Here is a 23,717-nt window from a genome sequence, read left to right as displayed (position 1 = left end):
AACCCGCGTCGTCGGCAGACGACCCCACGTCAGATCGAACCTAGGAGTCGCGGCGGTGCAGTTCGACGTCCTCATCGAGATCCAGAAGGGATCCCGCAACAAGTACGAGGTCGACCACGAGACCGGCAAGGTCAAGTTGGACCGCTACCTGTTCACCTCGTTCGGCTACCCCACGGACTACGGCTACATCGAGGACACCCTGGGCGAGGACGGCGACCCGCTCGATGCGCTGGTGCTGCTGCCCGAGCCGGTGTTCCCCGGGTGCATCGTCGAGGCTCGCCCGGTCGGCATGTTCCGGATGACCGACGAGAAGGGCGGCGACGACAAGGTGCTGTGTGTACTGGCCGACCCGCGCTGGGACCACGTCCAGGACATCGGCGACGTGTCGGACTTCGAGCTCGACGCGATCAAGCACTTCTTCGTGCACTACAAGGACCTCGAGCCGGGCAAGTTCGTCAAGGCCGCCGACTGGGTGGGCCGCGAGGAGGCCGAGGCCGAGGTGAACCGGTCGATCGAGCGGTTCAAGACCTCCGGCCACTAGCGATTTCGGCGTGATTGTCGACGCTCAGCGACGGAAACCACGCCGAAGCCGCTGAATTTGCACGGCCGTAACACGACGTAACGTCAGCGCTGCGTGCCGGTCCGATCATGGCGGCATGTTGTTGCATCAGGGGATCGGCCTCGACGCGTTCAACGGCATGCCGTTTCGCCGGGCCGTACACTGCGTCTTCGAGTGCTGCTACAGCGTGCCGCTGGCCGCCGGCCTGGCGCAGGCGCGCCCGTTCGACAACCACGACCAGCTGTTCCGTCATGCCGACGAGCTGCTGTTCAGCCTCAGCGAGGAGTCGATCGACTCGATCCTGCAGGCCCACCCGGACATCGGGCGGCGTCCCGGCAGTGCCAAATCCTCGGCGGAGCAATGCGCGGTGTTCGACGAGCGCCCCGAGGTGATGGCCGAGCTGTCGGCGGCGGCCAAGGCCTACGCGACGCATTTCGGGTTCGGCTTCGTCATGCTGGTCGACCGGCTCGGCGCCGACGACGTGCTCGCCGCCCTGCGGGACCGCCTGCACAACGACTACGACACCGAGCGCAAGGTGATGCGCAACGAGCTCGCACGGATCAACCGCACCCGGCTGGAACGCATGCTCGGCCCGGAGGGCGGCTTCGACTACTGGTGACGCGCGCTCAGCGCGGCGGCCCGGAATCGGGTGCCGGCTCGGGCGTGCGGCCGTTGCGGACGTCGTGCACACGGGTCTTGTACAGGCTGGCCACCGTGGTGATCAGCAGCGTGACGACGATGACGCCCAGGCTGGCCAGCGTCGGGATCTCCGGCACCGGGACGTGCTCACCGCCGTTGATGAACGGCAGCTCGTTCTCGTGCAGCGCGTGCAGCAGCAACTTGACCCCGATGAACCCGAGGATGACCGCGAGCCCCTGCGACAGGTAGACCAGCCTCTTGAGCAGGTCACCGAGCAGGAAGTACAGCTGCCGCAGCCCCATCAGCGCGAACACGTTGGCGGTGAACACCAGATACGGTTCGCGGGTCAGGCCGTAGATCGCCGGGATCGAGTCCAGCGCGAACAGCAGGTCGGTGGTGCCCAGCGCCACGATGACCAGGAACATCGGCGTCATCACCCGGGTGCCGTTGTCCCGCACCCAGAGTTTGAGGCCGTCCCAGGTGTCGGTGAACTTCAGCCGCTTCTGCGCGAACCGCACCACCGCGTTGTCGGCGTCGTCGTCGTGTTCGGTGTCGCGCACCAGCTTGACCGCCGTGTACACCAGAAACGCGCCGAACAGGTAGAACACCCACGAGAACTGCTGGATGGCGACCGCACCCAACGCGATGAAGATGCCGCGGAACACCAGCGCCAGGATGATGCCGACCAGCAGGGCCTGCTGCTGGTAGATCCGCGGCACCTTGAAGCTGGCCATGATGATCAAGAAGATGAACAGGTTGTCCACCGACAGGCTGTACTCGGTGAGCCAGCCGGCGAAGAACTCCAGGCCGTACTGGCTGCCGTGGAAGAACCAGGTCCACAGCCCGAACGCGATCGCCAGGCCGACGTAGAGGGTCAGGTAGCCGGCGGTCTCCCGCCGGGTCGGCTCATGCGGACGCCGCCCGATCACGATCACGTCGAACAGCAGGATCGCCATCGTCACCGTGAGCGTGATCGCCCACTCCAGCCCACTGACGTTCATTCATCCTCCGGTCGGGGTGTCAACGCCGGAGGTCGATCGGCGCCCTCCAAACTGCGCCATTCTGCCAGGCCGACGACCGACACGCGCAAGCCGGCGCCGCCCGGCAGCGACGTCCCGGTCCCGACGCTTAGGGTTTGACTCAGTGTCAGGGTGGGGTCGCCGCTTAGTGCGGTGGTTGGATCCTTTGCACCTGGTGTCTGGCTCGTAGGGTTTGTGCCGCCTTCGGGTTGGTGTGCATGCGTTTTGTCGGCATCAGGTGTGAAGGACCGGCCGGCGTGACTTGATAGGAGCGTGGCATCGCCCCCACTGAGGTTTGTCCGCCGACCGGCCCAACCGTCACCTCACAGTGAAGGAGGCAACCACCATGGTTGTTGTTGGAGCCGATGTACACAAGCGCACCCACACCTTCGTCGCCGTCGACGAGGTGGGCCGCAAGCTCGCTGAGAAGACCGTCACCGCGATCACCGCTGGGCATGCCGAGATGGTGATGTGGGCCCGGCAACGGTTCGGCGACGATGTCGTCTGGGCGATCGAGGACTGCCGGCATCTGTCGGCGCGTCTGGAACGCGATCTGTTGGCCCTGGGCCAGAAGGTGGTGCGGGTCCCCCCGAAGTTGATGGCCCAGAGCAGGGCCTCGGCCCGTACCCGCGGCAAGTCCGACCCGATCGACGCACTTGCAGTCGCGCGGGGTTTCCTGCGTGAGCCCGATCTTCCGATCGCCTCGCATGACGAGATCTCGCGCGAGCTCAAGCTGCTGGTGGATCGCCGGGAAGTCCTTGTCGCCCAACGCACCGCGACGATCAACCGATTGTTGTGGCGGGTCCACGAACTCGACCCCGGACACGCACCCAAACCGCGGTCGCTGGACCTGGCCAAACATCGCCGCCTGCTTGGTCAGTGGTTGGACACCCAGACCGGGATCGTCGCCGAGTTGGCCCGCGACGAGCTGGCCGACATCACCCGCCTGACCGAGACGATCAACACGTTGGCCACACGTATAGGCGAACGTGTGCGTAAGGTCGCGCCGGTCTTGCTGGCCATGCCGGGCTGTGGGGAGCTGACCGCGGCCAAACTGGTCGGTGAGGCCGCCGGGGTCAGCCGGTTCAAAAGCGAGGCGGCCTTCGCCCGTCACGCCGGGGTGGCGCCGGTGCCGGTGTGGTCGGGAAACACCCGTGGACGTGTTCGGATGACCCGGTCAGGCAACCGCCAACTCAACGCCGCACTACACCGCATCGCGGTCACCCAGATCCGCCTCGACGGCGTCGGCCAGACCTACTACCGACGCCGCCTCACCACAGGCGACTCCACACCCGAAGCCCTGCGCTGCCTCAAGCGCCGCCTGGCCCGCGTCGTCTACGGACACCTCCACACCGATCACAACAACCATCACAAGCCTTGCCAAACGGCAGCGGCTTGACATAGGAGAAACGCGTGACAGCAGCGGATTTCACGCCGCAGATCCCGAGCCAGTTCCTCCAATCTGCGCTAGCACCCCCACCGCGCACCCTGATCGACATCCTGTACGACACCGCGCAGCGCTACCCGGAGGCGCCGGCCCTCGACGACGGCGAGGTGCAGCTGACCTACGCCGAGCTGATCGGCGACATCGAGGACAGCGTTGCGTGGCTCGCGGCGCGCGGCATCGGCCGCGGCGACCGCATCGGCATCCGGATGCCGTCGGGCAGCTACGCGCTCTACGTCGCGATCCTGGCCACCCTGGCCGCCGGCGCGGCCTACGTGCCCGTCGACGCCGACGACCCCGCCGAGCGGGCCGAGCTGGTCTTCACCGAGGCCGACGTCGTCGCGGTGATCACCGAACGCGGGCTGGTGCGCGGGCCGGGTTCGTCGCGCGGCTGGCGGGCGGCGGCGCCGCTGAGCCGCGACGACGCGTGGATCATCTTCACCTCCGGCTCCACCGGCACCCCCAAAGGCGTGGCCGTCACCCATCGCAGCGCCGCGGCGTTCGTCGACGCCGAGGCCACCATGTTCTGCCGGGACAACCCGCTGGGACCGGGCGATCGGGTGCTGGCCGGGCTGTCGGTCGGGTTCGACGCGTCGTGCGAGGAGATGTGGCTGGCCTGGCGGCACGGCGCGTGCCTGGTCCCCGCGCCCCGCTCACTGGTGCGCAGCGGCATGGACCTGGGCCCGTGGCTGGTGACCCGCGACATCACCGTCGTGTCGACGGTGCCGACGCTGGCCGCCCTGTGGCCCCCGGAGGCGCTCGAATCGGTGCGATTGCTCATCTTCGGCGGTGAGGCGTGCCCGCCCGAGCTGGCCGACCGGCTGGCGGCCGGTCCCGACGGCGCGGGGCGCGAGGTCTGGAACACCTACGGTCCCACCGAGGCCACCGTGGTGTCCTGCGCGGCACGTCTGACCGGCGGCGGAGCCGTCAGCATCGGGTTGCCGCTGCCCGGCTGGGATCTGGCGGTCGTCGACGCGGCCGGCGAACCGGTCGGCGAGGGCCAGACCGGTGAGCTGGTCATCGGCGGTGTCGGGCTGGCCCGCTACCTCGACGCCGCCAAGGATTCCGAGAAGTTCGCCGCGATGCCTTCGCTGAGCCACCTCGGCTCCTGGAGCCGCGCCTATCGCAGCGGCGACCTGGTGCGCCTGGAGTCCGACGGCCTGTACTTCGTGGGCCGTGCCGACGACCAGGTCAAGGTGGGCGGGCGGCGGATCGAGCTCGGGGAGGTCGACACCGCCCTGCTGAATCTGCCCGGCGTGGCCGGCGGTGCGGCCGCGGTGCGCCGGACCCGCGGCGGCACCCCGGTGCTGGTCGGATATGTGGTCGCCGCCGATCCCGCCGGTTTCGACGTCGCCGGCGCGCGCGCCCTGCTCGCCGAGCGGCTGCCCGGGGCACTGGTCCCGCGTCTGGTGCTCGTCGACGAGCTGCCCACCCGTACCTCCGGGAAGGTGGACCGGGACGCGCTGCCGTGGCCCGTCGGCGACGACCGCGATCCCGGTGCCGCCGACCTGGCCGGGACCGCCGGCTGGCTGGCCGAGCTGTGGCGTGACGTGCTCGCCGCGCCGGTCGACGGGCCGCAGGCCGACTTCTTCGCGCTGGGCGGCGGCTCGCTGTCGGCCGCGCAGCTGATCGCCGCGCTGCGCGGGCGCTACCCCGAGGTGACCGTCGCCGATCTCTACGACCATCCCCGGCTCGGATCGCTGGCCGCCTACCTCGACGAGATGGCGCCGGCGCCGGAGGTGACCCCCCGGTCGGTCCGGCCGGTGCCGCGGTGGTCGCAGGCCGTGCAGGTGATCTCGACGGTGCCGCTGGCGATGCTGGGCGGCGCCCAGTGGGTGGTGTGGCTGGCGCTGGCCAACAACGTCGCCGCGCAGCTGGCCCTGGTGCCGTGGGCGCGGCCGGTCAGCTGGTGGTGGGTACTGGCCGGGTTCGTGCTCTTCGTGACCCCCCTGGGCCGCATGGGAATCGCCGCGTTCGGTGCGCGCCTGCTCGTCGGCACCCTGGCCCCGGGGAGCTACCGCCGGGGCGGACCCGAGCATCTGCGGGTGTGGCTGGCGGAGCGGTTGGCCGCCGCCGGCGGGGCGGAGAACATGGCCGGTGCGCCGTGGCTGGTGTATTACGCGCGTGCCCTGGGCAATTCGGTCGGGCACGGGGTGGACCTGCACTCGGCGCCGCCGGTCACCGGGATGCTGACCCTCGGGCATCGGTGCGCCATCGAACCGGAGGTCGATCTGACCGGCTACTGGGTCGACGGCGACACCTTCCACGTCGGTCCGATCACCGTCGGCAACGACGCCACGATCGGCGCCCGGACCACGCTGCTGCCCGGCGCCGTGGTGGGCAAGAACGCCGACGTCGCGCCGGGATCGGCGGTCGTCGGCAAGGTCAAGAACGCGCAGTACTGGAAAGGGTCACCCGCGGTGAAGTCGGGCAAGGCCAAACATCCGTGGCCGGACCAGCGTCCGCCGCGCGCACCGCAGTGGGCCGTGGTCTTCGGCGTGACATCGTTGCTGCTGGCCGCGTTGCCGCTGGTCGCGCTCGCTTCGGGGCTTGCGATCATCGGTGCGGCGGTGCGCGGCACCGAGTCGCCGGCCGCCGCGGTGACGCCGACCCTGGTGTGGCTGGTGCCCGCGACGCTGACCTCGCTGGTGGTCTACGCCGCGCTGACGGTGATCGGCGTGCGGGTGCTGGCCATCGGCCTGACCGAGGGGTATCACCCGGTGCGCAGCCGGGCCGGCTGGCAGCTGTGGGCCACCGAGCGGTTGATGGACTCCGCGCGAAATTATCTGTTCCCGATCTATGCGAGCCTGCTGACCCCGGCCTGGCTGCGTCTGCTCGGTGCGAAAGTCGGTCGGGGAACCGAGATCTCGACGGTGCTGCTGATCCCGAAGTTCACCGTCGTCGACGACGGCGCGTTCTTGGCCGACGACACCATGGTCGCGTCCTACGAACTCGGTGGCGGATGGATCCACGTGGCGCGGGCCACCGTCGGCAAGCGGGCGTTCCTCGGCAATTCGGGGATCACCCAGCCGGGGCGCCGCGTGCCCGACGACGGGTTGGTCGCGGTGCTGTCGGCCACGCCGACCAAAGCCAAGACCGGCTCCTCCTGGCTGGGCAGTCCCCCGATGCGGTTGCGCCGCAAGCCCACCGCGGCCGACGCCCTGCGCACCTTCCAGCCGTCGGCCCGCCTGAGGATGTTGCGGGCCGCCGTCGAGACCTGCCGGGTGGTACCCGTGGTGGTGACGTTCGCGCTGGGCGTGGCCGTGCTCGCCGCGCTGCAGGCGATGGCCGTGCACGTCGGCTGGTGGTGGGCGGCGCTGGCCGCCGGGGCGATACTGCTGGCCGCCGGCGGGCTGGCCGGCGCGGTCGCGGTGATCGCCAAACGGCTTGTGGTGGGACCGATCCGCGTGGGCGAACATCCGTTGTGGTCGTCGTTCGTGTGGCGCAACGAAGTCGCCGACACGTTCGTCGAGACGGTCGCGGCCCCGTGGTTCGCCCGGGCTGCCGCAGGAACCCCGGTGATGAACGTGTGGCTGCGCGCGCTGGGCGCGACGATCGGGCGCGGTGTGTGGTGTGAGACCTACTGGCTGCCCGAGGCGGATCTGGTGACGCTCGGTGACGGATCGACGGTCAACCGCGGCTGTGTGGTGCAGACGCACCTGTTCCACGACAGGATCATGCGGATGGACGTCGTCACGGTGGAAGCCGGCGCCACGCTGGGACCGCACTGTATCGCCCTGCCGGCCGCCCGGATCGGCTCCGGCGCCACCGTCGGCCCGGCCTCGCTGGTGGTGCGCGGCGACGAGGTGCCAGCGTCCACCCGGTGGCAGGGCAACCCGATCGCGCCGTGGCACGCCCGCCGCAAGAAGGGCGCGCCGGAAACCGGGACCAAATCCAAGAAGTCCGCGGCGGCGTGACCACCCGTCGACGCGCAGCCAAGAAAGCCGCGGCCCCGGTCATCGACCCGTACCTGCCCGGCGTCGGCAACTTCGGCTACCGGGTGTCGCGGTACGAGCTCGATCTCGACTACAAGGTCGCCAGCAACCGGCTGGCCGGTGCCGCGACGATCACCGCGGTGACGCTGGCCGAACTGACGTCGTTCACGCTGGATCTGTCGGGCGCGCTGACGGTGTCGAAGGTGTCGGTCAACGGACGCCGGCCGGCCCAGTTCCGCACCGCCGAGGACAAGCTGCACATCACGCTGACCGATCCCCTGCCCGCCGGCGCGGCGATGACGATCGTGGTGCGCTACGGCGGCAACCCGCGCCCGATCCGAACGGTTTGGGGCGCAGTGGGTTTCGAGGAGCTGACCGAAGGCGCGCTGGTCGCCGGCCAACCGAACGGGGCATCGTCGTGGTTCCCGTGCGACGACCATCCGGCCGCCAAGGCCAGCTTCGGCATCCGGGTGGCCACCGAGAGCCCGTACTACGCGCTGGCCAACGGCGCGTTGACCTCTCGGCGCGCCCGCGCCGGGACGACCACCTGGGTCTACGAGCAGGCGGAGCCGACCTCGACCTATCTGATCACCCTGCAGATCGGCGTGTACCAGCGGCACCGGATGAGCAAGAATGGCGTCGAGATCGCGGCCGTGCTGCCCGACCGGTTGCGCCGAGCGTTCGACCACGACTTCGCCCGTCAGCCCGAGATGATGGAGTTGTTCACCGAGTTGTTCGGGCCCTACCCGCTCTCGACCGGCTACACCGTGGTGGTCACCGACGACGACCTCGAGATTCCGCTGGAGGCGCAGGGCATTTCGATCTTCGGGGCCAACCACTGCACCGGTAGCCGATCGTCGGAGCGACTGATCGCCCACGAACTGGCCCATCAGTGGTTCGGCAACTCCGTCACCGCGCAACGGTGGCGCCACATCTGGTTGCACGAGGGCTTCGCCTGCTACGCGGAATGGTTGTGGTCGCAGCACAGCGGCGCGCGCAGCGCCGACGAACTGGCCCGCCACTACCATCAGAAGCTGGCCGGCTCCGCCCAGGATCTCGTGCTGGCCGATCCGGGCCCCAAGGACATGTTCGACGACCGTCTCTACAAGCGCGGCGCACTCACCCTGCATGCACTGCGCAAACAGCTCGGCGACTCGGATTTTTTTGCGCTGCTACGGGATTGGACCACCCGTTATCGACACGGAACCGCGGTGACCGACGACTTCACCGGTCTGGCCGCGCACTACTGCGACCGGTCGCTGCGCCCGTTGTGGAAAGCCTGGTTGTACACCCCTGAACTCCCGCCGCTGGACGGGTGGGCGTGACCGACGCGACCGCCGGTCCGTCCGGCGCGGTGACCCGGGGCAGCGTGGTCCGGGTCGGGACCGCCACCGCGGTGTCGGCGCTGTGCGGGTACGCCGTGCTCTACCTGGCCGCCCGCGACCTCGATCCCGCCGGGTTCTCGGTGTTCGGGGTGTTCTGGGGCGCATTCGGTCTGGTCAGTGGTGCGGCGTTCGGGCTGCTGCAGGAGACCACCCGCGAAGTCCGGGCGGCACCGTACGCGCCGCCGGGGGCCGAACGCACCCGTCCCATCGGTGTCGCGGCCGGGGTCGGCCTCGGCGCGGCCGCGGTGATCGCGGCCACCTCACCGCTGTGGTCCGGGCAGGTGTTCGTCGAGCAGCGGCTGCTCAGCGTCGCGTTGCTGTGTGTCGGCCTGGCCGGATTCTGCCTGCACACCACGCTTCTCGGGTTGCTGGCCGGGACCGACCGGTGGTCGCACTACGGCGCACTGATGGTCGCCGACGCCGTGGGCAGAGTCACGGTGGCGGCGGCCGGCTTCGCGCTCGGCTGGGGGCTGGGCGGCTACCTGTGGGCCACCGTGGCCGGAGCGATGGCGTGGCTGTTGATGCTGGCGGTATCGCCCACGGCCCGGGTGGCCGCCGGGCTGCTCACCCCCGGCGGCACCCGGGCATTCCTGCGCGGCACCGGACATTCGATCGCCGCGGCGGGCGCGTCGGCGGTGCTGGTGATGGGATTCCCGGTGTTGCTGCAGGCCACCTCCGAAGAACTGGGAGCTGCCGGCGGGGTGGTGATCCTGGCGGTGACGCTGACGCGGGCGCCGCTGCTGGTGCCGCTGACGGCGATGCAGGGCAATCTGATCGCGCATTTCGTCGACCAGCGTGCGCACCGGCTGCGAGCGTTGATCACCCCGGTGGTGGTGGTCGGCGCGCTCGGCGCGGCCGGGGTGGTGCTGGCGGGGCTGTTCGGGCCGTGGCTGCTGCGCGAGGCATTCGGCGCGCAGTACGTCGCCGACGGCGCGCTGCTGGCGTGGCTGACGGCCGCGGCGGTGGCCATCGCGTTGCTGACGCTGACCGGCGCGGCCACGGTGGCCGCGGCGCTGCACCGCGCCTACGCCGCGGGGTGGGTGAGCGCGACGGTCGCGGCGGCGCTGTTGCTGTTGCTGCCGCTGGACCTGCAGGTGCGTACCGTCGTCGCGTTGTTGTGCGGGCCGCTGCTGGGCATCGTCGTGCATCTGGCGGCACTCGTTACGGTGGCATACCGACCCTCCCGGCGGACATCGACGAGCTGACGACGAAGGAGACACCGTGACCTGGTTGGTGACCGGCGGCGCCGGATACATCGGCGCGCATGTGGTGCGGGCGCTGCGCGGCGCCGGTCTGGACACCGTGGTGATCGACGACCTGTCCACTGGTCTGGCGCGATTCGTCCCGGACGGGGTGCCGCTGGTACACGCCACCCTCCTCGACGCCGATGCGGTGCGCTCGACGCTGGACACGTACGGGGTGAGCGGAGTCATTCATATCGCCGGCTACAAGTACGCCGGGGAATCGGTGCAGCGGCCGCTGCACACCTACGAACAGAACGTGTCGGCGATGGTCACGCTGCTGGCCGCGACGACCGCCGCCGGTATCGACAAGGTCGTGTTCTCGTCGAGCGCGGCGACCTACGGCACACCCGAGACCGACGTCGTCGACGAGGGCACCGCGACCCGCCCGGAATCGCCGTACGGCGAGAGCAAGCTGATCGGCGAATGGTTGCTGCGCGACATCGGCGCCGCCTCCGGGTTGCGCCACACCAGCTTGCGGTACTTCAACGTCGTCGGCTCCGGTTCCGACGATGTCTTCGACGTCAGCCCGTTCAACCTGTTCCCGAAGGTGTTCGACATGCTTCTGCGGGGCCAGACCCCGCGGATCAACGGCGCCGACTATCCGACACCGGACGGCACCTGCGTGCGGGACTACGTCCACGTCGCCGACATCGCCGCCGCGCACGTCGCGGCGGCCCGCCGACTGGACGCGGGCCAGCCGATCGAGCGGGTGTACAACCTCGGCAGCGGCTCGGGCACCTCGGTGCGCGAGATCATGACGGCGATGCGCGCGGTCACCGGGGTCGATTTCGAACCCGAGGTGGCGCCGCGCCGGCCCGGGGACCCGGCCCGCATCGTCGCCAACGGCGACCTCGCCGCCCGGGACCTGGACTGGCGGATGCGCCACTCGCTGACCGACATGGTGGCCTCGGCGTGGTCGGCGCGCCAGGCCGCCGGCGCGTCCTATCCGACTGCTGGGACGGCCCCCTGACGGGCGCGCGTAACTGGGTCGCCCGCACCGCCGTAGCGCTGATCGCGCTGCATCTGGTGGTCCGGGCGGTGCTGGCGTTCGGCGGTTACTTCTACTGGGACGACCTGATCCTGGTTGGCCGCGCCGGCACCCAGGGCCTGCTGTCGCCCGGATATCTGTTCGACGACCACGACGGGCACGTGATGCCCGGGGCGTTCCTGGTCGCCGGGGTGATCACCCTGGTGGCGCCGCTGAACTGGGCGGGCCCGGCGATGAGCCTGGTGGTGCTGGCCCTCCTGGCCTCGTTGGCGCTGCTGAGGGCCCTGTGGGTGATCCTCGGATGGCGGCCGGTGTTGTTGCTGCCGTTGACCTTCGCGCTGTTCACGCCGCTGGCGGTGCCGTCATATGCGTGGTGGGCGGCGGCACTGAACTCGTTGCCGATGCTGGCCGCGCTGGCATGGGTCTGCGCCGACGCCATTCTGCTGGTGCGCACCGGGCGTCAGCGCTACGCGGTGTCGGCAGCGCTGGTGTACCTCGCCGGGCTGCTGTTCTTCGAGAAGTCGGGCATCATCCCGTTCGCCGCGTTCACCGTCGCGGCGCTCTACTTCCACGTCACCGCCGCCGCATCGGTGCGACAGGTGTGGGCGCGTGGCCTGCGCCTGTGGGCGGCCACGGCGGCTCTGACCGTCGCATGGGTCGGCGTGTATCTGATCGTCGTCGACCAGCAGCGCTGGAGTTTCGACCTGGCGATGACGTGGGACCTGCTGGCCCGTTCAGTGACCCACGGCGTCGTGCCCGGGGTGGTCGGCGGCCCGTGGGACTGGCAGCGCTGGGCGCCGGCGTCGCCGTGGGCGACGCCGGGCGTGCCGGTGATGGTGCTCGGATGGGTGGGCCTGGCTGTCGTGGTGGCGGTCTCGCTGGCGCGCAAACAGCGCATCGGCTGGGTGTGGCCGGCCGCGGCCGGCTACGCGGTGGCCTGTCAGGTGCCGATCTATCTGATGCGCTCGTCGCGGTTCACCGCTCTGGAGCTGGCGCAGTCGTTGCGCTACCTGCCCGACCTGGTGGTGATGCTGGCGCTGCTGGCGGCGGTCGCGCTGTGTGCGCCCAACCGGCCGGACTCCCACCGGCTGGACCGCTCGGCGCTGCGGTCGGCGATAGTGGCTTGCGCGGCAACGCTGTTCGTGGCCAGCAGCCTCTACTCCACGGCGACCTTCTACACCAGCTGGGGTGACAACCCGACCAAGAGCTATCTGCGCAACGCGCAGGCCGGTCTGGCCGCCGCCCACCGCTCCTCGGCGGCGCCGATGCTCGACCAGGAGGTCGACCCGCTGATCCTGCAGCGCATGGCCTGGCCGGAGAATCTGGCCTCGCACATGTTCGCGTTGCTGCGGGACCGTCCGGAGTTCGCCTCGGCCACCACGGATCTGCGCATGCTCGATCAGCACGGCAACGTCGTCGACGCGCTGGTCACGTGGGTGCGCAGCATTCGTCCCGGCCCCGACCCGCAGTGCGGATACCTGGTGCAGCCCGATTTCCCGGCCGAGATGCCGCTCGACGGGCCGCTGCTGCCTGCGGAATGGACCGTCGAGATCAACTACCTGGCCAACAGCGACGGCTCGATAATGCTGGCGCTGTCCGAGGGCGAGGATGTGCGCGTGCCGGTGCGGCCCGGCCTCAACCGCGTGTTCGTGCGGATGCCGGGAGCCGGCGATGCGATCACCGCCCGCGCGGTCACCGCAGCGCTGTCGGTGTGCATCGCGGCCGGCCCGGTCGGCTTCGTCGCTCCGAGGTAGGAGTCGTACTCGCCCAGCGTGCGCTGAGGGCGGAAAAACGGCGCTCTGAGCGCCACACACGCACGCTCGACGCATCGACGAACTGGTGGAGCCGCCTGGGGGAATCGAACCCCCGACCTATTCATTACGAGTGAATCGCTCTGCCGACTGAGCTAAGGCGGCCTGGTTGGGCGGGACGAGTCTACGGCAGGGGTCGGCACCGACCCAACTCAGCCGCGCAGCGCCTGCCCGACCGTGCCGACCATCGCGTCGACCGCGAACTTGGGCTTGACGTTGACCGCCAGCGCCTCCCGGCAGTCGAGCACGGCCTCGATGCAGCGCAACAGGGCCTCCGGCGACGCGTGGGCGGCCATCGCCGCGACCCGATCGGCCATGTCGGGATGGTTCGGGGTGACGTCGCCGGCGCCCGACGCGACCAGCAGCGCGTCCCGGAAATACGTCGCCAGGTCGATCAGCGCGCGATCCAGCGCATCGCGCGACGCCCGCGTCTGCCGCGACTTCTGTCGCTTCTCCAGGTCTTTCAGCGCCCCGGCGGCGCCGCGCATGGTGCCCGCGGTGCCCTTACCGGTGCCGCCGGCGCCCAGCGCCGTGCGCAGCTCTTCGGCCTCGGTTTCGTTGCGGTCCTCGGTCAGCGCTTTCGCTTCGGCCTCGGCGGTGGCCACCAATTCCTCGGCCGCGGCGTACGCCCGGGACGGGGTCGCGGCGTCGCGGGCCAGGCCCAGTGCCCGTCGGCGCCGCTCGCGGGCCTGTTCGTCGGTGGCCAAACGCCGCGCTCGGCCGACGTGTCCCCCACTGACCGACGCCGCCCACGTCGCGTCCGCCTCGGGGATGCCGTCGGCGTCGATCAGCACCTGCGCGATGGCCTTCGCCGGCGGTGTGGTCAGCGCGACGTGGCGGCAGCGCGACCGCAGGGTGATCGCGATGTCCTCCGGATCCACCGACGGCGCGCACAGCAGGAACACCGTCGACGGCGGCGGCTCCTCGACCACCTTCAGCAGCGCGTTGGCCGCACCCTCGGTGAGCCGGTCGGCGTCTTCGATCACCACGATCTGCCACCGCCCGGTACCCGGCCGGCGCGACGCGATCTGCACGATCGTGCGCATCGCGTCGACCCCGATCGACAACCCCTCGGGCACGATGCGGCGCACGTCGGCATGGGTGCCGGCCATCGTCGTCGCGCAGGCCCGGCACTCTCCGCAGCCGGGCACCGCGTCGGACGTGCACTGCAGTGCCGCGGCGAAACACAGCGCCGCCACCGACCGCCCCGACCCGGGCGGGCCGGTGATCAGCCACGCGTGCGTCATGACGCCGGCCTCAACCGCGACCTCGGCGTGAGCCGCGTCACCGCGGGCCGCGCGCGCCGCCGCGACGAGCTCCGCCTCAACTGCGTCTTGGCCCACAAGACGTGTGAAAACCCCGGCCATCGCCGATAACAGTAACGCTGCGAACCGACACGTCCGTCCCAGAGGCCACGTCCGCGTCAGCTGCGCCCGTTACGGTGAACCAATGGCCACGCAAGCGATCGAACCGGGGCGAATCAGTGCATTCGTCCGCTGGGTCGCGCGCACCCCGTGGCCGGTGTTCACGCTGGGCATGCTGCAGGCCGACATCATCGGCGCGCTGCTGGTGCTGGGGTTCCTGCGGTTCGGGCTGCCGCCCGAGGACCGGATCCAGCTGCAGGATCTGCCCGCGTACAACCTGGCGATCTTCCTCGGCTACCTGTTCATCTCGTTCACCGTCGCGTCCTACCTGACGCTGCGGATGCTGATCCCGGTGATGCGCTGGCAGCGCCGCGAGATGCTGCTGGGTGACCGGGACCCCGGCGACACCGAAGTGGCCCGGATGCGGGCGCTGCGCATGCCCTTCTACCGCTCGCTGATCAGCGCCACGAACTGGCTGCTCGGTTCGGTGGTCTTCATCGTCGCCAGCTGGCCGGTGGCCAGCAAATCCGCGCCGGTGGTGGCCGTCGCGACGGGCCTGGGCGCCACCGCCACCGCCATCATCGGCTACCTGCAGTCCGAACGGGTGCTGCGGCCGGTCGCCGTCGCCGCGCTGCGCGGCGGCGTACCGGAGAACTTCCGGGCGCCTGGGGTGATCCTGCGCCAGGTGCTGACCTGGGTCCTGGCCACCGGTGTCCCGCTGCTGGCGATCCTGTTGGCCCTGATCGCCAGCAAGTTCGCGGTGCTCACCGCGCCGGCCGACCGACTGCTGACCACGATTTTGCTGCTGGCCATCGTCGGGCTGGTGATCGGGCTGACGAGCACGGTGCTGGTGGCCATGTCGATCGCCGATCCGCTGCGCCAGCTGCGCTGGGCGCTCGGCGAGGTGCAGCGCGGCAATTACAACGCCCACATGCAGATCTACGACGCCAGCGAGCTGGGGCTGCTCCAGGCCGGGTTCAACGACATGGTGCGCGACCTGGCCGAACGGCAGCGGCTACGGGACCTGTTCGGTCGGTACGTCGGCGAGGATGTGGCCCGCCGGGCGCTGGAGCGCGGCACCGAGCTGGGTGGCCAGGAACGCGAGGTCGCGGTGTTGTTCGTCGACCTGGTCGGGTCGACGCGGCTGGCGGCCACCATCCCGGCCGCGGAGGTGGTGAACCTCCTCAACGACTTCTTCCGCGTCGTCGTCGACACCGTCAACCGGCATGGCGGCTTCGTCAACAAGTTCCAGGGTGACGCTGCGCTCGCCATCTTCGGGGCACCGATCGAGCATCCCGACGCGTCCGGGGCTGCGCTGGCCGCCGCGCGGGAGTTGCACGACGAGCTGATCAAGGTGCTCGGGGAGACCGAGTTCGGCATCGGGGTGTCGGCGGGCCGGGCCATCGCCGGCCACATCGGCGCGCAGGCCCGCTTCGAGTACACCGTGATCGGCGACCCGGTCAACGAGGCCGCCCGGCTGACCGAGCTCGCCAAGCTGGAAAAGGGCCATGTGCTGGCCTCGGCGGTGGCCGTCAGCGACGCGCTGGACGCCGAAGCGTTGTGCTGGGATGTCGGCGAGATCGTCGAGCTGCGTGGCCGCACCGCGCCCACCCAGCTGGCCCGGCCGGTGAAGCTGGCCTCCCCGGAGGAGGCGTTCTCCGAGCGGGCCCGCCTCGACGATCAGATGACGGGCGACGTCAGCCACTCGTCCTGACGGCTAGCTCTTCTTGGTGGCCTTCTTGGCGGGCGCCTTCTTCGCCGCGGCCTTCTTCTTGGCCGGCGCCTTCTTGGTCCGCTTCACCGGGCCGCGGGCGCGGCGGTCGGCCAGCAGTTCGGAGGCGCGTTCGTCGGTGATGGCCAGCACGTCATCGCCCTTGCGCAGGCTGGCGTTGGTCTCCCCGTCGGTGACATACGGCCCGAAACGGCCGTCCTTGACCACCATCGGCTTGCCCGACACCGGGTCGTTGCCCAACTCGCGCAGCGGCGGGGCGGCCGCGCCCTGCCTGCCACGGCGCTTCGGTTCGGCGTAGATCTTGAGCGCCTCGTCGACCGTGATCGAGAAGATCTGGTCCTCGGTGGCCAGCGACCGGGAATCGGTGCCGCGCTTGAGGTACGGGCCGTAGCGACCGTTCTGTGCGGTGATCTCCTCGTCGGTGTTCGGGTCCACGCCGACCACCCGGGGCAGCGAGAGCAGCTTCAGCGCGTCCTCGAGGGTCACCGTCTCCAGATCCATGCTGCGGAACAGGGATCCGGTGCGCGGCTTGGGACCGGTCGGCTTCTTGCCCTTCTTCGCCGGGGATCCCGCCTCGCCGTCATCGCCGCCCTTCGGCTCGGGCAGCACCTCGGTGACGTACGGTCCGTACCGGCCGTCCTTGGCGACGATCTCGTGACCCGTTTCCGGGTCGACACCGAGTGACCGGCCTTCCTGCGGTGTGGCGAAGAGCTTTTCGGCCAGTTCCAGCGTCAGCTCGTCGGGGGTCAGCTCGTCTTTGAGGTTGGCCCGCTGGGGTTTGAGCTCGCCAGGGTTGTCAGGATCGACGACCATCCGTTCCAGATAGGCACCGTTGCGGCCCACCCGGACGTTGACCGCGCGTCCTTCGGCATCGTCGAACAGCTTGATGGAGTTGACTTCTCGGGCGTCGATCTCCTCGAGATTGCCACCGACCAACTTCTTCAGACCGCCGGCCCGCGCGATCGATCCTTCCACGCCGTGCTCGCCACCGAAGTAGAAGTTGTTGAGCCAGTTGGTCCTTCGCTCATGGCCTGCCGCGATCTCGTCGAGTTCGTCCTCCATCGCAGCGGTGAAGTCGTAGTCGACCAGGCGGGCGAAGTGCTGTTCGAGCAGGCCGATGACGGCGAACGCGACCCAGGACGGGACCAGTGCGCTGCCCTTCTTGTGCACGTAGCCACGGTCCTGGATGGTCTTGATGATCGAGCTGTAGGTCGACGGGCGGCCGATGCCGAGGTCCTCGAGCGCCTTGATCAACGATGCTTCGGTGTAGCGCGCCGGTGGCGAGGTGGTGTGGCCGTCGGCGGTCAGGTCCCGGGCGTCGACCCGCTGCCCCTGGGTCAGGTTCGGCAACCGGCTCTCGGCGTCGTCGGCCTCGCCGCCGGCCAGGTCGTCGATGCTCTCCACATAGGCCTTGAGGAAGCCCGGGAACGTGATGGTGCGACCGCTGGCGTTGAACACGACCTGCTCACCCGACTGGGCTTGCCCGCCGATACGCAGGCTCAGCGTGGTGCCGCGGGCATCGGCCATCTGGGAGGCCACAGTGCGCTGCCAGATCAGCTCGTAGAGCCGGAACTCGTCGTTGTCGAGCTGGCTGTGCAGCTGGCCGGGCGTGGAGAACACGTCGCCGGCGGGACGGATGGCCTCGTGGGCCTCCTGGGCGTTCTTCACCTTGCGGGTGTACTGCCGCGGCGACGGGTGCAGGTACTCCTCGCCGTAGAGCTGGCGGGCCTGGTTGCGGGCGGCTTCGATAGCGCTGGCCGACAGCGTCGTCGAGTCGGTACGCATGTAGGTGATGTAGCCGTTCTCGTAGAGCCGCTGGGCGATGCTCATCGTGCGCTCGGAGGAGAACCGCAACTTGCGGCCGGCCTCCTGCTGCAGCGTCGAGGTCATGAACGGCGCGTAGGGACGACGGGTGTAGGGCTTCTGCTCGACCGACGAGACCGCCAGCTGGGCCCCGCGCAGGCCGGTGGCCAGCGCGTTGGCCGCCGCCTCGTCGAGGACCAGCACCTCGTCGGGCTTGCGGACCGCGCCGAGGGAGTCGAAGTCACGGCCGGTGGCCACGCGGCGCCCGTCGACGGTGTTGAGCTTGGCGGTGAAGGTCGGCGGGCTGGCCTGGGCGTCGGAGACGCTGGCGTCCAGCTCGGCGGTGACATCCCAGTATCCGGCGCTGCGGAACGCCATGCGTTCGCGTTCGCGCTGCACGATGATGCGGGTGGCCACCGACTGCACCCGCCCGGCCGACAGCTTGGGCGCGACCTTCTTCCACAGCACCGGAGAGACCTCGTAGCCGTAGAGCCGGTCCAGGATGCGCCGGGTCTCCTGGGCGTCGACCAGCGCGTTGTCCAGGTCGCGGGGATCCTCGGCGGCGGCGCGGATCGCGGGTTCGGTGATTTCGTGGAACACCATCCGTTTGACCGGCACCCGGGGCTTGAGGGTCTCGAGCAGGTGCCAGGCGATCGCCTCACCCTCGCGGTCACCGTCGGTGGCCAGATAGAGTTCGTCGACGTTCTTGAGCTTGTCCTTCAGCTCGGCGACGGTGCTCTTCTTCTCCGGGCTGATGATGTAGAGCGGTTCGAAGTCGGCGTCGACGTTGACGCCCAGCCGGGCCCACGGCTCGGACTTGTACTTGGCCGGCACGTCGGCCGCGGCCCGCGGCAGGTCGCGGATGTGCCCGCGCGACGACTCCACGATGTAGTTGGAGCCCAGGTAACCAGCGATTTTGCGCGCTTTGGTGGGCGACTCGACAATGACGAGTCGCCGGACAGTGCCGTTTGCCCCGCTGCCGCGGTCGCCGTCAGCCAATTTGGTCTTGCTCCACTTTCTTCTGTTGCCCGCAGGCCGGACCTCTGAATCCATGCTGCCTGCCTCGGCAACTGACAATTTGACACCCCGGGCCTACCGACGCAAACCGGCCCCCTCCGCGGTGACCGGCTCGACACTCCTACACCCGGGGCCATTGCACCACCGCTTCCGGATCCGCGGGCGGCTCTCCCACGTTCTCTACCAGCCGCGACAGCCTACGGCGGCCGCTGATGCGCAACGCCGGCCGAGAGCCTCGCGTGCCGATGAGCGTCGGCGCGATTCCAACCCGCATCATCGCCGACGCGAGCGCGGAATGCGTGTCGGGTGCGTGCGGGTCCAACCCCAGCAGATAGCGGTCATCCTCAGGTCTGCCCGCCGCCAGCGTCCAGGCCCGCAGTTCGCGCGGACCCGGTAGCCACTGCGGCGGCACCGTCTTGACCGCGCCCCTGGTCCACTCGGCGGCGATGGCGACCAACCGGACGTCCACCGAGGTGCGCACCAGCGGGCTGTCCTCCTCGGTACGGGCGATCTCGGGCTCCAGGTCCGCGTCGGCGATCATCTCCGCCAGCCCCTCGGCGCGCCAGAGCTCGTCGACCACCACCGACAACCGTGCGCCCTGCTCACCGGCGCCGCCGACCAGGACAACCTGCCCGGACGCAGCCAGGATCCCCGTCAGGTCGGCGATGGCCGGGGGCACCGACTCCGCCGAGAAGAAGGACAGCTGGCTCACACTTCAGACATTAGGCCAGCGCACCCGCACAGACCGGTTACCCGGCCGGGCGCTCCCCGGAAAGGAACACCCCCGCGGCGTCCGTGTGGACAGCGCGGGGGTGCCGTGAGGTCTGGGGTGGTCTCAGACGGCGCGGACGCCGGTAGCCTGGGGACCCTTGGGGCTCTGGCCGACCTCGAACTCGACCTTCTGGTTCTCTTCAAGGGTGCGGAAGCCGGAACCCTGAATCTCCGTGTAGTGGACAAAAACGTCAGCAGAGCCGTCCTCGGGGGCGATGAAGCCGAAGCCCTTCTCCGCGTTGAACCACTTCACAGTTCCCTGTGGCATCTTTCGTACATTCCTTCTCTGTATTCACCGGGCGGTCCGCCGTCTTTCGGTAGACCGGGCCCGTTCCGACCGCCATACCTTCGTGGAGTGCTCGGAACTCGACCCGACCTACAACCCTCGCAGGAACCGCGATCGCAACGTCGTTCCTGCGAGTGCTGATACACGAACACAGAAGCTGCGACCGTGGTAAGTCAATCACGTTCGGGGCCGCTGCGACAGTCTGACGAGGCCTTCGGGGGATCCTGTAGTGAACAATTAACTCCAGGACTGTTCGGGTGCGGCGTTTCGGGAGGGCGAGTTTGGCGGATCCGGTAGCCGATTTCGGCCGGGAACTGCTGGCGTATGCGGTCGAGGGGGCCGGAGCCGACAGCGCGGCCGACGACGCCCCCCTGCGCCACGTCGCCGATCTGCCCCCGCGGCGGGCCGCGACGCGGGCATGGCCGTGCTGGGCCGACTCAGATGTGGTGCGGGCCTTTCTCGATCGAGGAGTCGAGGCGCCGTGGTCGCATCAGCTGGCCGCGGCTCAACTGGCCCGCGACGGTCGGCACGTCGTGGTGAGCACCGGAACCGCCTCGGGCAAGTCGCTGGCCTACCAGTTGCCGATCCTGACCGCGATGGTGGAGGACCCCCGGGCCCGGGCGCTGTACCTGTCGCCGACCAAGGCTCTCGGCCACGACCAGTTACGGGCGGCGACATCACTGACGGCGGCCATACCGGCGCTCGCCGAGGTGGCGCCGGCCGCCTACGACGGCGACAGTCCGACCGAGGTCCGCCGATTCGCACGCGAGCGGTCCCGGTGGATCTTCTCCAATCCGGACATGATTCATCTGTCGCTGCTGCGCAACCATGCGAAATGGGCTGTCTTCCTGCGCCACCTGCGCTTCGTCGTGGTCGACGAATGTCACTACTACCGCGGCGTTTTCGGTTCGAATGTGGCGATGGTGCTGCGCCGGCTACTGCGGCTGTGCGCCCGCTACTCGCCCGACGGACAGATGCCGACCGTGGTCTTCGCCAGTGCCACCACCGCCGAACCCGCGGTCACCGCATCCGAACTGATCGGTCAAACGGTGGTGGAGGTGACCGAGGACGGATCGCCGCACGGAGCGCGCACCGTCGCGTTGTGGGAGCCTCCGCTGATCGACACCGTCGTGGGCGAAAACGGTGCACCGGTGCGTCGTTCGGCCGGCGCCGAGGCCGCCCGGGTGATGGCCGACCTGATGACCGAGGGCGCGCGCACCCTGACCTTCGTGCGGTCGCGCCGCGGGGCCGAACTCGTGGCCCTCGGCGCGCGGGCGAGACTGACCGACACCGCGCCCCATCTGGTCGAGCAGATCGCGTCCTACCGGGCCGGCTACCTGGCCGAAGACCGGCGTGAGCTCGAGGCCGCGCTCGGCGACGGCAGACTTCGCGGTCTGGCCAGTACCAATGCGCTCGAGCTGGGCGTTGACATCGCCGGTCTGGATGCCGTTGTGCTGGCCGGGTTCCCGGGCACCGTCGCCTCGTTCTGGCAGCAGGCCGGCCGCGCCGGCCGACGCGGCCAGGGCGCGCTGGTGGTGCTGATCGCCCGTGACGACCCGCTCGACACCTACCTGGTGCATCATCCCGCGGCGTTGCTGGACAAGCCCATCGAGCGGGTGGTGATCGACCCTACCAACCCGTATGTCCTTGGACCGCAACTGCTCTGCGCGGCCACCGAGTTACCGTTGAGCGACGCCGAGGTGCGGTTGTGGGACGCCGAGGAGGTGGCCGCAGCGCTGGTCGACGACGGACTGCTGCGGCGCCGGTCGGCCGGATACTTCCCGTCACCGGGAGTCGACCCTCATCCGGCCGTGGACATCCGGGGCGGAACCGGCGGGCAGATCGCCATCCTGGAAGCCGGCACCGGTCGGATGCTCGGCAGCGCGGGCGCGGGGCAGGCCCCCGCGTGTGTCCACCCCGGCGCGGTGTATCTGCATCAGGGCGAGACCTACGTCGTCGATTCCCTGGACTTCGAGGACGGTGTCGCCTTCGTGCGCGCCGAGGATCCCGGCTACACCACCTTCGCGCGGGAGGTCACCGACATCAGCGTCACCGGACCGGGCCGGCGCAGCCGTCACGGCGACGTGACGATAGGCCTGGTTCCGGTGTCGGTCAGCAACACCGTCACCGGATACCTGCGTCGCCGGATCAACGGTGAGGTAATCGATTTCGTCGAACTCGACATGCCCATCCGCACGCTCGACACCATGGCCGTGATGTGCACGATCACCCCGGAGGCTTTGCAGCGCAACGGGATCGACGTGCTGCGGTGGCCGGGTGCGCTGCACGCCGCCGAGCACGCCGCGATCGGGCTGCTGCCGTTGGTCGCCAGCTGCGACCGAGGCGACATCGGCGGGGTCTCGACGGCGGTGGGCCCCGTCGACGGGCTACCGTCGATCTTCGTCTACGACGGCCATCCCGGCGGCGCGGGTTTCGCCGCGCGCGGATTCGACACCATCACCGAGTGGTGGGGGGCCACCGCGTCGGCGATCGAGGCCTGTGAGTGTCCGTCGGGCTGCCCGTCCTGCGTGCAGTCGCCCAAGTGCGGCAATGCCAACGATCCCCTGGACAAGGCGGGGGCGGTGGCGGTGTTGCGGTTGGTGGTGGACGCGGTGGCGGCAGCGCCTTGGATAGGATCACCGTCATGAGCCACGACTGGCTGCTCGTGGAGACCCTCGGCGCCGAGCCTGTCGTCGTCGCGGAAGGCGTGCACACCAGAAACCTCATCCCGATCGGCACGGTCCTGCGCCGCAACCCTCACCTGATGGCGATTCAGACCGCGATCAGCGAGACGGTCCGTGGCGGCACCGGCCTGAGCAGCATCACCCCGAAGAGCGACAGCGTGATCCGCACCGAGGTCGTGCAGATGTCCGACGGGGTCATCCACGGCGTCCAGATCTGGGTGGGATCGGTGGACCAGGAGCCGCCGCCCCGCCCGCTGGTCGGGCCGTTGATCTGGAACCTCACCGAGGGCACCGCCACCGACACCACCGAGTCGCTGCGTGTCGGGGGCTGGGACCCGTCCCGGCAGAACCTGCACGGGCGGGCCTTCGCCGACGATCTCCCCCGCCGTGACCTCAACCCCTACGAGGCCAAGGTGCTGGGCATGGTGATCAAACCCGAACCGGGCGTGTTGATCTGCAGCACCTGGGACGTCAACGACTACCAGGGCCAGCCGATCACGGTCGGGTTCGTGTCGCGGTCGCTGGTCGAGGATCCCGACAGCAACGCCGAGCGGGTGATCTGCCGTGCGATGAACTGGCGCAGCGTGCGCGAGGGCGCGACCATTCAGCAGGACTTGTTGGCCCAGCGGATTCTCGACGGGCTGGCCGAGCCGGGCGTGCATCGGGCGTTGGTCGACCCCACGCACTGGACGCTGCTCAAATGGCTGGACGATCCGGCGCCGTTCTTCGACTGGCGTGCCGGTATGCGCAGCGACCGGGTGATCCATCCGCAGGACAAGGACGCGATGACCGCCATGGCCGGCCAGTTCGCGACCGGCCCGGCCGCGGGAGTGCTGCGACTGGTCGACCGCGACGGCGAGTGGACACCGGTGCACATCACCGTGCACCGTGTCGAACTCGAGGACGGCGTCACCGCGGCGTTGGCGGTTCTGCGCGCACCGACGGCTGACGAACTCACCGAACTCGCCGATCGCGACCGCCGGACGACCCGCCTGTCGCCCGGCCGGAAGGTGGGCTCGCGGCGAAGTCGGTGACG

Annotated in this window: 16 protein-coding genes and 1 tRNA gene; 11 read left to right on the top strand and 6 right to left on the bottom strand. The window is 69.7% G+C overall.

The window, feature by feature from the left end; translation table 11 throughout:
* Positions 1 to 55: 55 nt before the first annotated feature.
* Both G6N31_RS23930 and G6N31_RS23925 read left to right on the top strand, forming a co-directional pair.
* Entirely contained in the window at positions 56 to 541 is a 486-nt protein-coding gene (locus G6N31_RS23930) for an inorganic diphosphatase (protein ID WP_098005044.1), read from the top strand.
* Between the two features lie 115 nt (positions 542 to 656).
* Positions 657 to 1,178, top strand: coding sequence for a 2-oxo-4-hydroxy-4-carboxy-5-ureidoimidazoline decarboxylase (locus tag G6N31_RS23925; protein ID WP_098005045.1), 522 nt, complete (start codon positions 657 to 659; stop codon positions 1,176 to 1,178).
* Positions 1,179 to 1,185: 7 nt separating this feature from the next.
* Here G6N31_RS23925 and G6N31_RS23920 read toward each other — a convergent pair whose 3' ends face one another.
* The gene (locus G6N31_RS23920) at positions 1,186 to 2,199 is read right to left on the bottom strand and encodes a TerC family protein (protein WP_098005046.1); all 1,014 of its coding nucleotides are present in this window, start codon (positions 2,197 to 2,199) and stop codon (positions 1,186 to 1,188) included.
* A gap of 346 nt (positions 2,200 to 2,545) precedes the next feature.
* Between G6N31_RS23920 and G6N31_RS23915 the strand changes: the two genes are divergently transcribed.
* From G6N31_RS23915 to G6N31_RS23890, 6 genes are read left to right on the top strand one after another with little or no spacing between them, the layout of a single operon-like run.
* Positions 2,546 to 3,616 carry an IS110 family RNA-guided transposase gene (locus tag G6N31_RS23915; protein WP_179964232.1) on the top strand — a complete coding sequence of 357 codons (1,071 nt, stop codon included), beginning with the start codon at positions 2,546 to 2,548 and terminating at the stop codon, positions 3,614 to 3,616.
* Between the two features lie 14 nt (positions 3,617 to 3,630).
* A complete protein-coding gene (locus tag G6N31_RS23910) occupies positions 3,631 to 7,578 on the top strand; it encodes a Pls/PosA family non-ribosomal peptide synthetase (RefSeq protein ID WP_098006259.1) in 3,948 nt (1,315 codons plus the stop codon).
* Positions 7,575 to 8,921: a M1 family metallopeptidase gene (locus tag G6N31_RS23905; RefSeq protein ID WP_098006257.1), complete on the top strand. Its 1,347-nt coding sequence runs from the start codon at positions 7,575 to 7,577 to the stop codon at positions 8,919 to 8,921. The genes G6N31_RS23910 and G6N31_RS23905 overlap by 4 nt, the downstream gene beginning before the upstream one ends.
* A complete protein-coding gene (locus tag G6N31_RS23900) occupies positions 8,918 to 10,186 on the top strand; it encodes a hypothetical protein (protein ID WP_098006271.1) in 1,269 nt (422 codons plus the stop codon). The genes G6N31_RS23905 and G6N31_RS23900 overlap by 4 nt, the downstream gene beginning before the upstream one ends.
* Before the next feature lie 16 nt (positions 10,187 to 10,202).
* On the top strand, positions 10,203 to 11,195 hold the full coding sequence (gene galE / locus G6N31_RS23895; RefSeq protein ID WP_098006255.1) for a UDP-glucose 4-epimerase GalE: 993 nt from the start codon (positions 10,203 to 10,205) through the stop codon (positions 11,193 to 11,195).
* Entirely contained in the window at positions 11,192 to 12,967 is a 1,776-nt protein-coding gene (locus G6N31_RS23890) for a hypothetical protein (protein WP_179964370.1), read from the top strand. The genes galE and G6N31_RS23890 overlap by 4 nt, the downstream gene beginning before the upstream one ends.
* Before the next feature lie 86 nt (positions 12,968 to 13,053).
* Here G6N31_RS23890 and G6N31_RS23885 read toward each other — a convergent pair.
* Both G6N31_RS23885 and G6N31_RS23880 read right to left on the bottom strand, forming a co-directional pair.
* A tRNA-Thr gene (locus G6N31_RS23885) sits at positions 13,054 to 13,129 on the bottom strand.
* Positions 13,130 to 13,176: 47 nt separating this feature from the next.
* Positions 13,177 to 14,391 carry a DNA polymerase III subunit delta' gene (locus tag G6N31_RS23880; protein WP_098006253.1) on the bottom strand — a complete coding sequence of 405 codons (1,215 nt, stop codon included), beginning with the start codon at positions 14,389 to 14,391 and terminating at the stop codon, positions 13,177 to 13,179.
* A gap of 82 nt (positions 14,392 to 14,473) precedes the next feature.
* On the opposite strand from G6N31_RS23880, the gene G6N31_RS23875 reads away from it, so the two are divergent.
* Positions 14,474 to 16,102 carry an adenylate/guanylate cyclase domain-containing protein gene (locus G6N31_RS23875; RefSeq protein WP_098006251.1) on the top strand — a complete coding sequence of 543 codons (1,629 nt, stop codon included), beginning with the start codon at positions 14,474 to 14,476 and terminating at the stop codon, positions 16,100 to 16,102.
* A gap of 3 nt (positions 16,103 to 16,105) precedes the next feature.
* On the opposite strand, the gene topA is transcribed toward G6N31_RS23875, so the two are convergent.
* The 3 genes from topA to G6N31_RS23860 form a co-directional block, all read right to left on the bottom strand.
* Complete coding sequence (gene topA, locus G6N31_RS23870) at positions 16,106 to 18,922, bottom strand: type I DNA topoisomerase (protein ID WP_098006267.1); 2,817 nt, start codon at positions 18,920 to 18,922, stop codon at positions 16,106 to 16,108.
* 139 nt (positions 18,923 to 19,061) lie between these two features.
* Positions 19,062 to 19,652: a hypothetical protein gene (locus G6N31_RS23865; RefSeq protein ID WP_098006248.1), complete on the bottom strand. Its 591-nt coding sequence runs from the start codon at positions 19,650 to 19,652 to the stop codon at positions 19,062 to 19,064.
* Between the two features lie 123 nt (positions 19,653 to 19,775).
* On the bottom strand, positions 19,776 to 19,979 hold the full coding sequence (locus G6N31_RS23860) for a cold-shock protein (protein ID WP_006243848.1): 204 nt from the start codon (positions 19,977 to 19,979) through the stop codon (positions 19,776 to 19,778).
* A gap of 299 nt (positions 19,980 to 20,278) precedes the next feature.
* Between G6N31_RS23860 and G6N31_RS23855 the strand changes: the two genes are divergently transcribed.
* Positions 20,279 to 22,645 (top strand): DNA 3'-5' helicase SftH, encoded by a 2,367-nt coding sequence (locus G6N31_RS23855; RefSeq protein ID WP_098006246.1) that lies wholly within the window; start codon positions 20,279 to 20,281, stop codon positions 22,643 to 22,645.
* Entirely contained in the window at positions 22,642 to 23,715 is a 1,074-nt protein-coding gene (locus G6N31_RS23850) for a PAS domain-containing protein (RefSeq protein ID WP_098006244.1), read from the top strand. Before G6N31_RS23855 ends, G6N31_RS23850 begins: the two co-directional genes overlap by 4 nt.
* Positions 23,716 to 23,717 lie beyond the last annotated feature (2 nt).

This window comes from Mycolicibacterium duvalii (genome assembly GCF_010726645.1).
GTDB lineage: Bacteria > Actinomycetota > Actinomycetes > Mycobacteriales > Mycobacteriaceae > Mycobacterium > Mycobacterium duvalii.
The sequence above is the reverse complement of the archived record's forward strand: the minus strand, read 5'-3'. Positions and strand labels throughout refer to the sequence as shown.

Excerpts from the sequence above, each read along its gene's own strand:
- G6N31_RS23920 (WP_098005046.1), bottom strand. The coding sequence starts at position 2,199 with ATGAACGTCAGTGGGCTGGAGTGGGCGATCACGCTCACGGTGACGATG.
- G6N31_RS23880 (WP_098006253.1), bottom strand. The coding sequence starts at position 14,391 with ATGGCCGGGGTTTTCACACGTCTTGTGGGCCAAGACGCAGTTGAGGCG.
- G6N31_RS23925 (WP_098005045.1), top strand. The coding sequence starts at position 657 with ATGTTGTTGCATCAGGGGATCGGCCTCGACGCGTTCAACGGCATGCCG.
- G6N31_RS23850 (WP_098006244.1), top strand. The coding sequence starts at position 22,642 with ATGAGCCACGACTGGCTGCTCGTGGAGACCCTCGGCGCCGAGCCTGTC.
- G6N31_RS23860 (WP_006243848.1), bottom strand. The coding sequence starts at position 19,979 with ATGCCACAGGGAACTGTGAAGTGGTTCAACGCGGAGAAGGGCTTCGGC.
- G6N31_RS23875 (WP_098006251.1), top strand. The coding sequence starts at position 14,474 with ATGGCCACGCAAGCGATCGAACCGGGGCGAATCAGTGCATTCGTCCGC.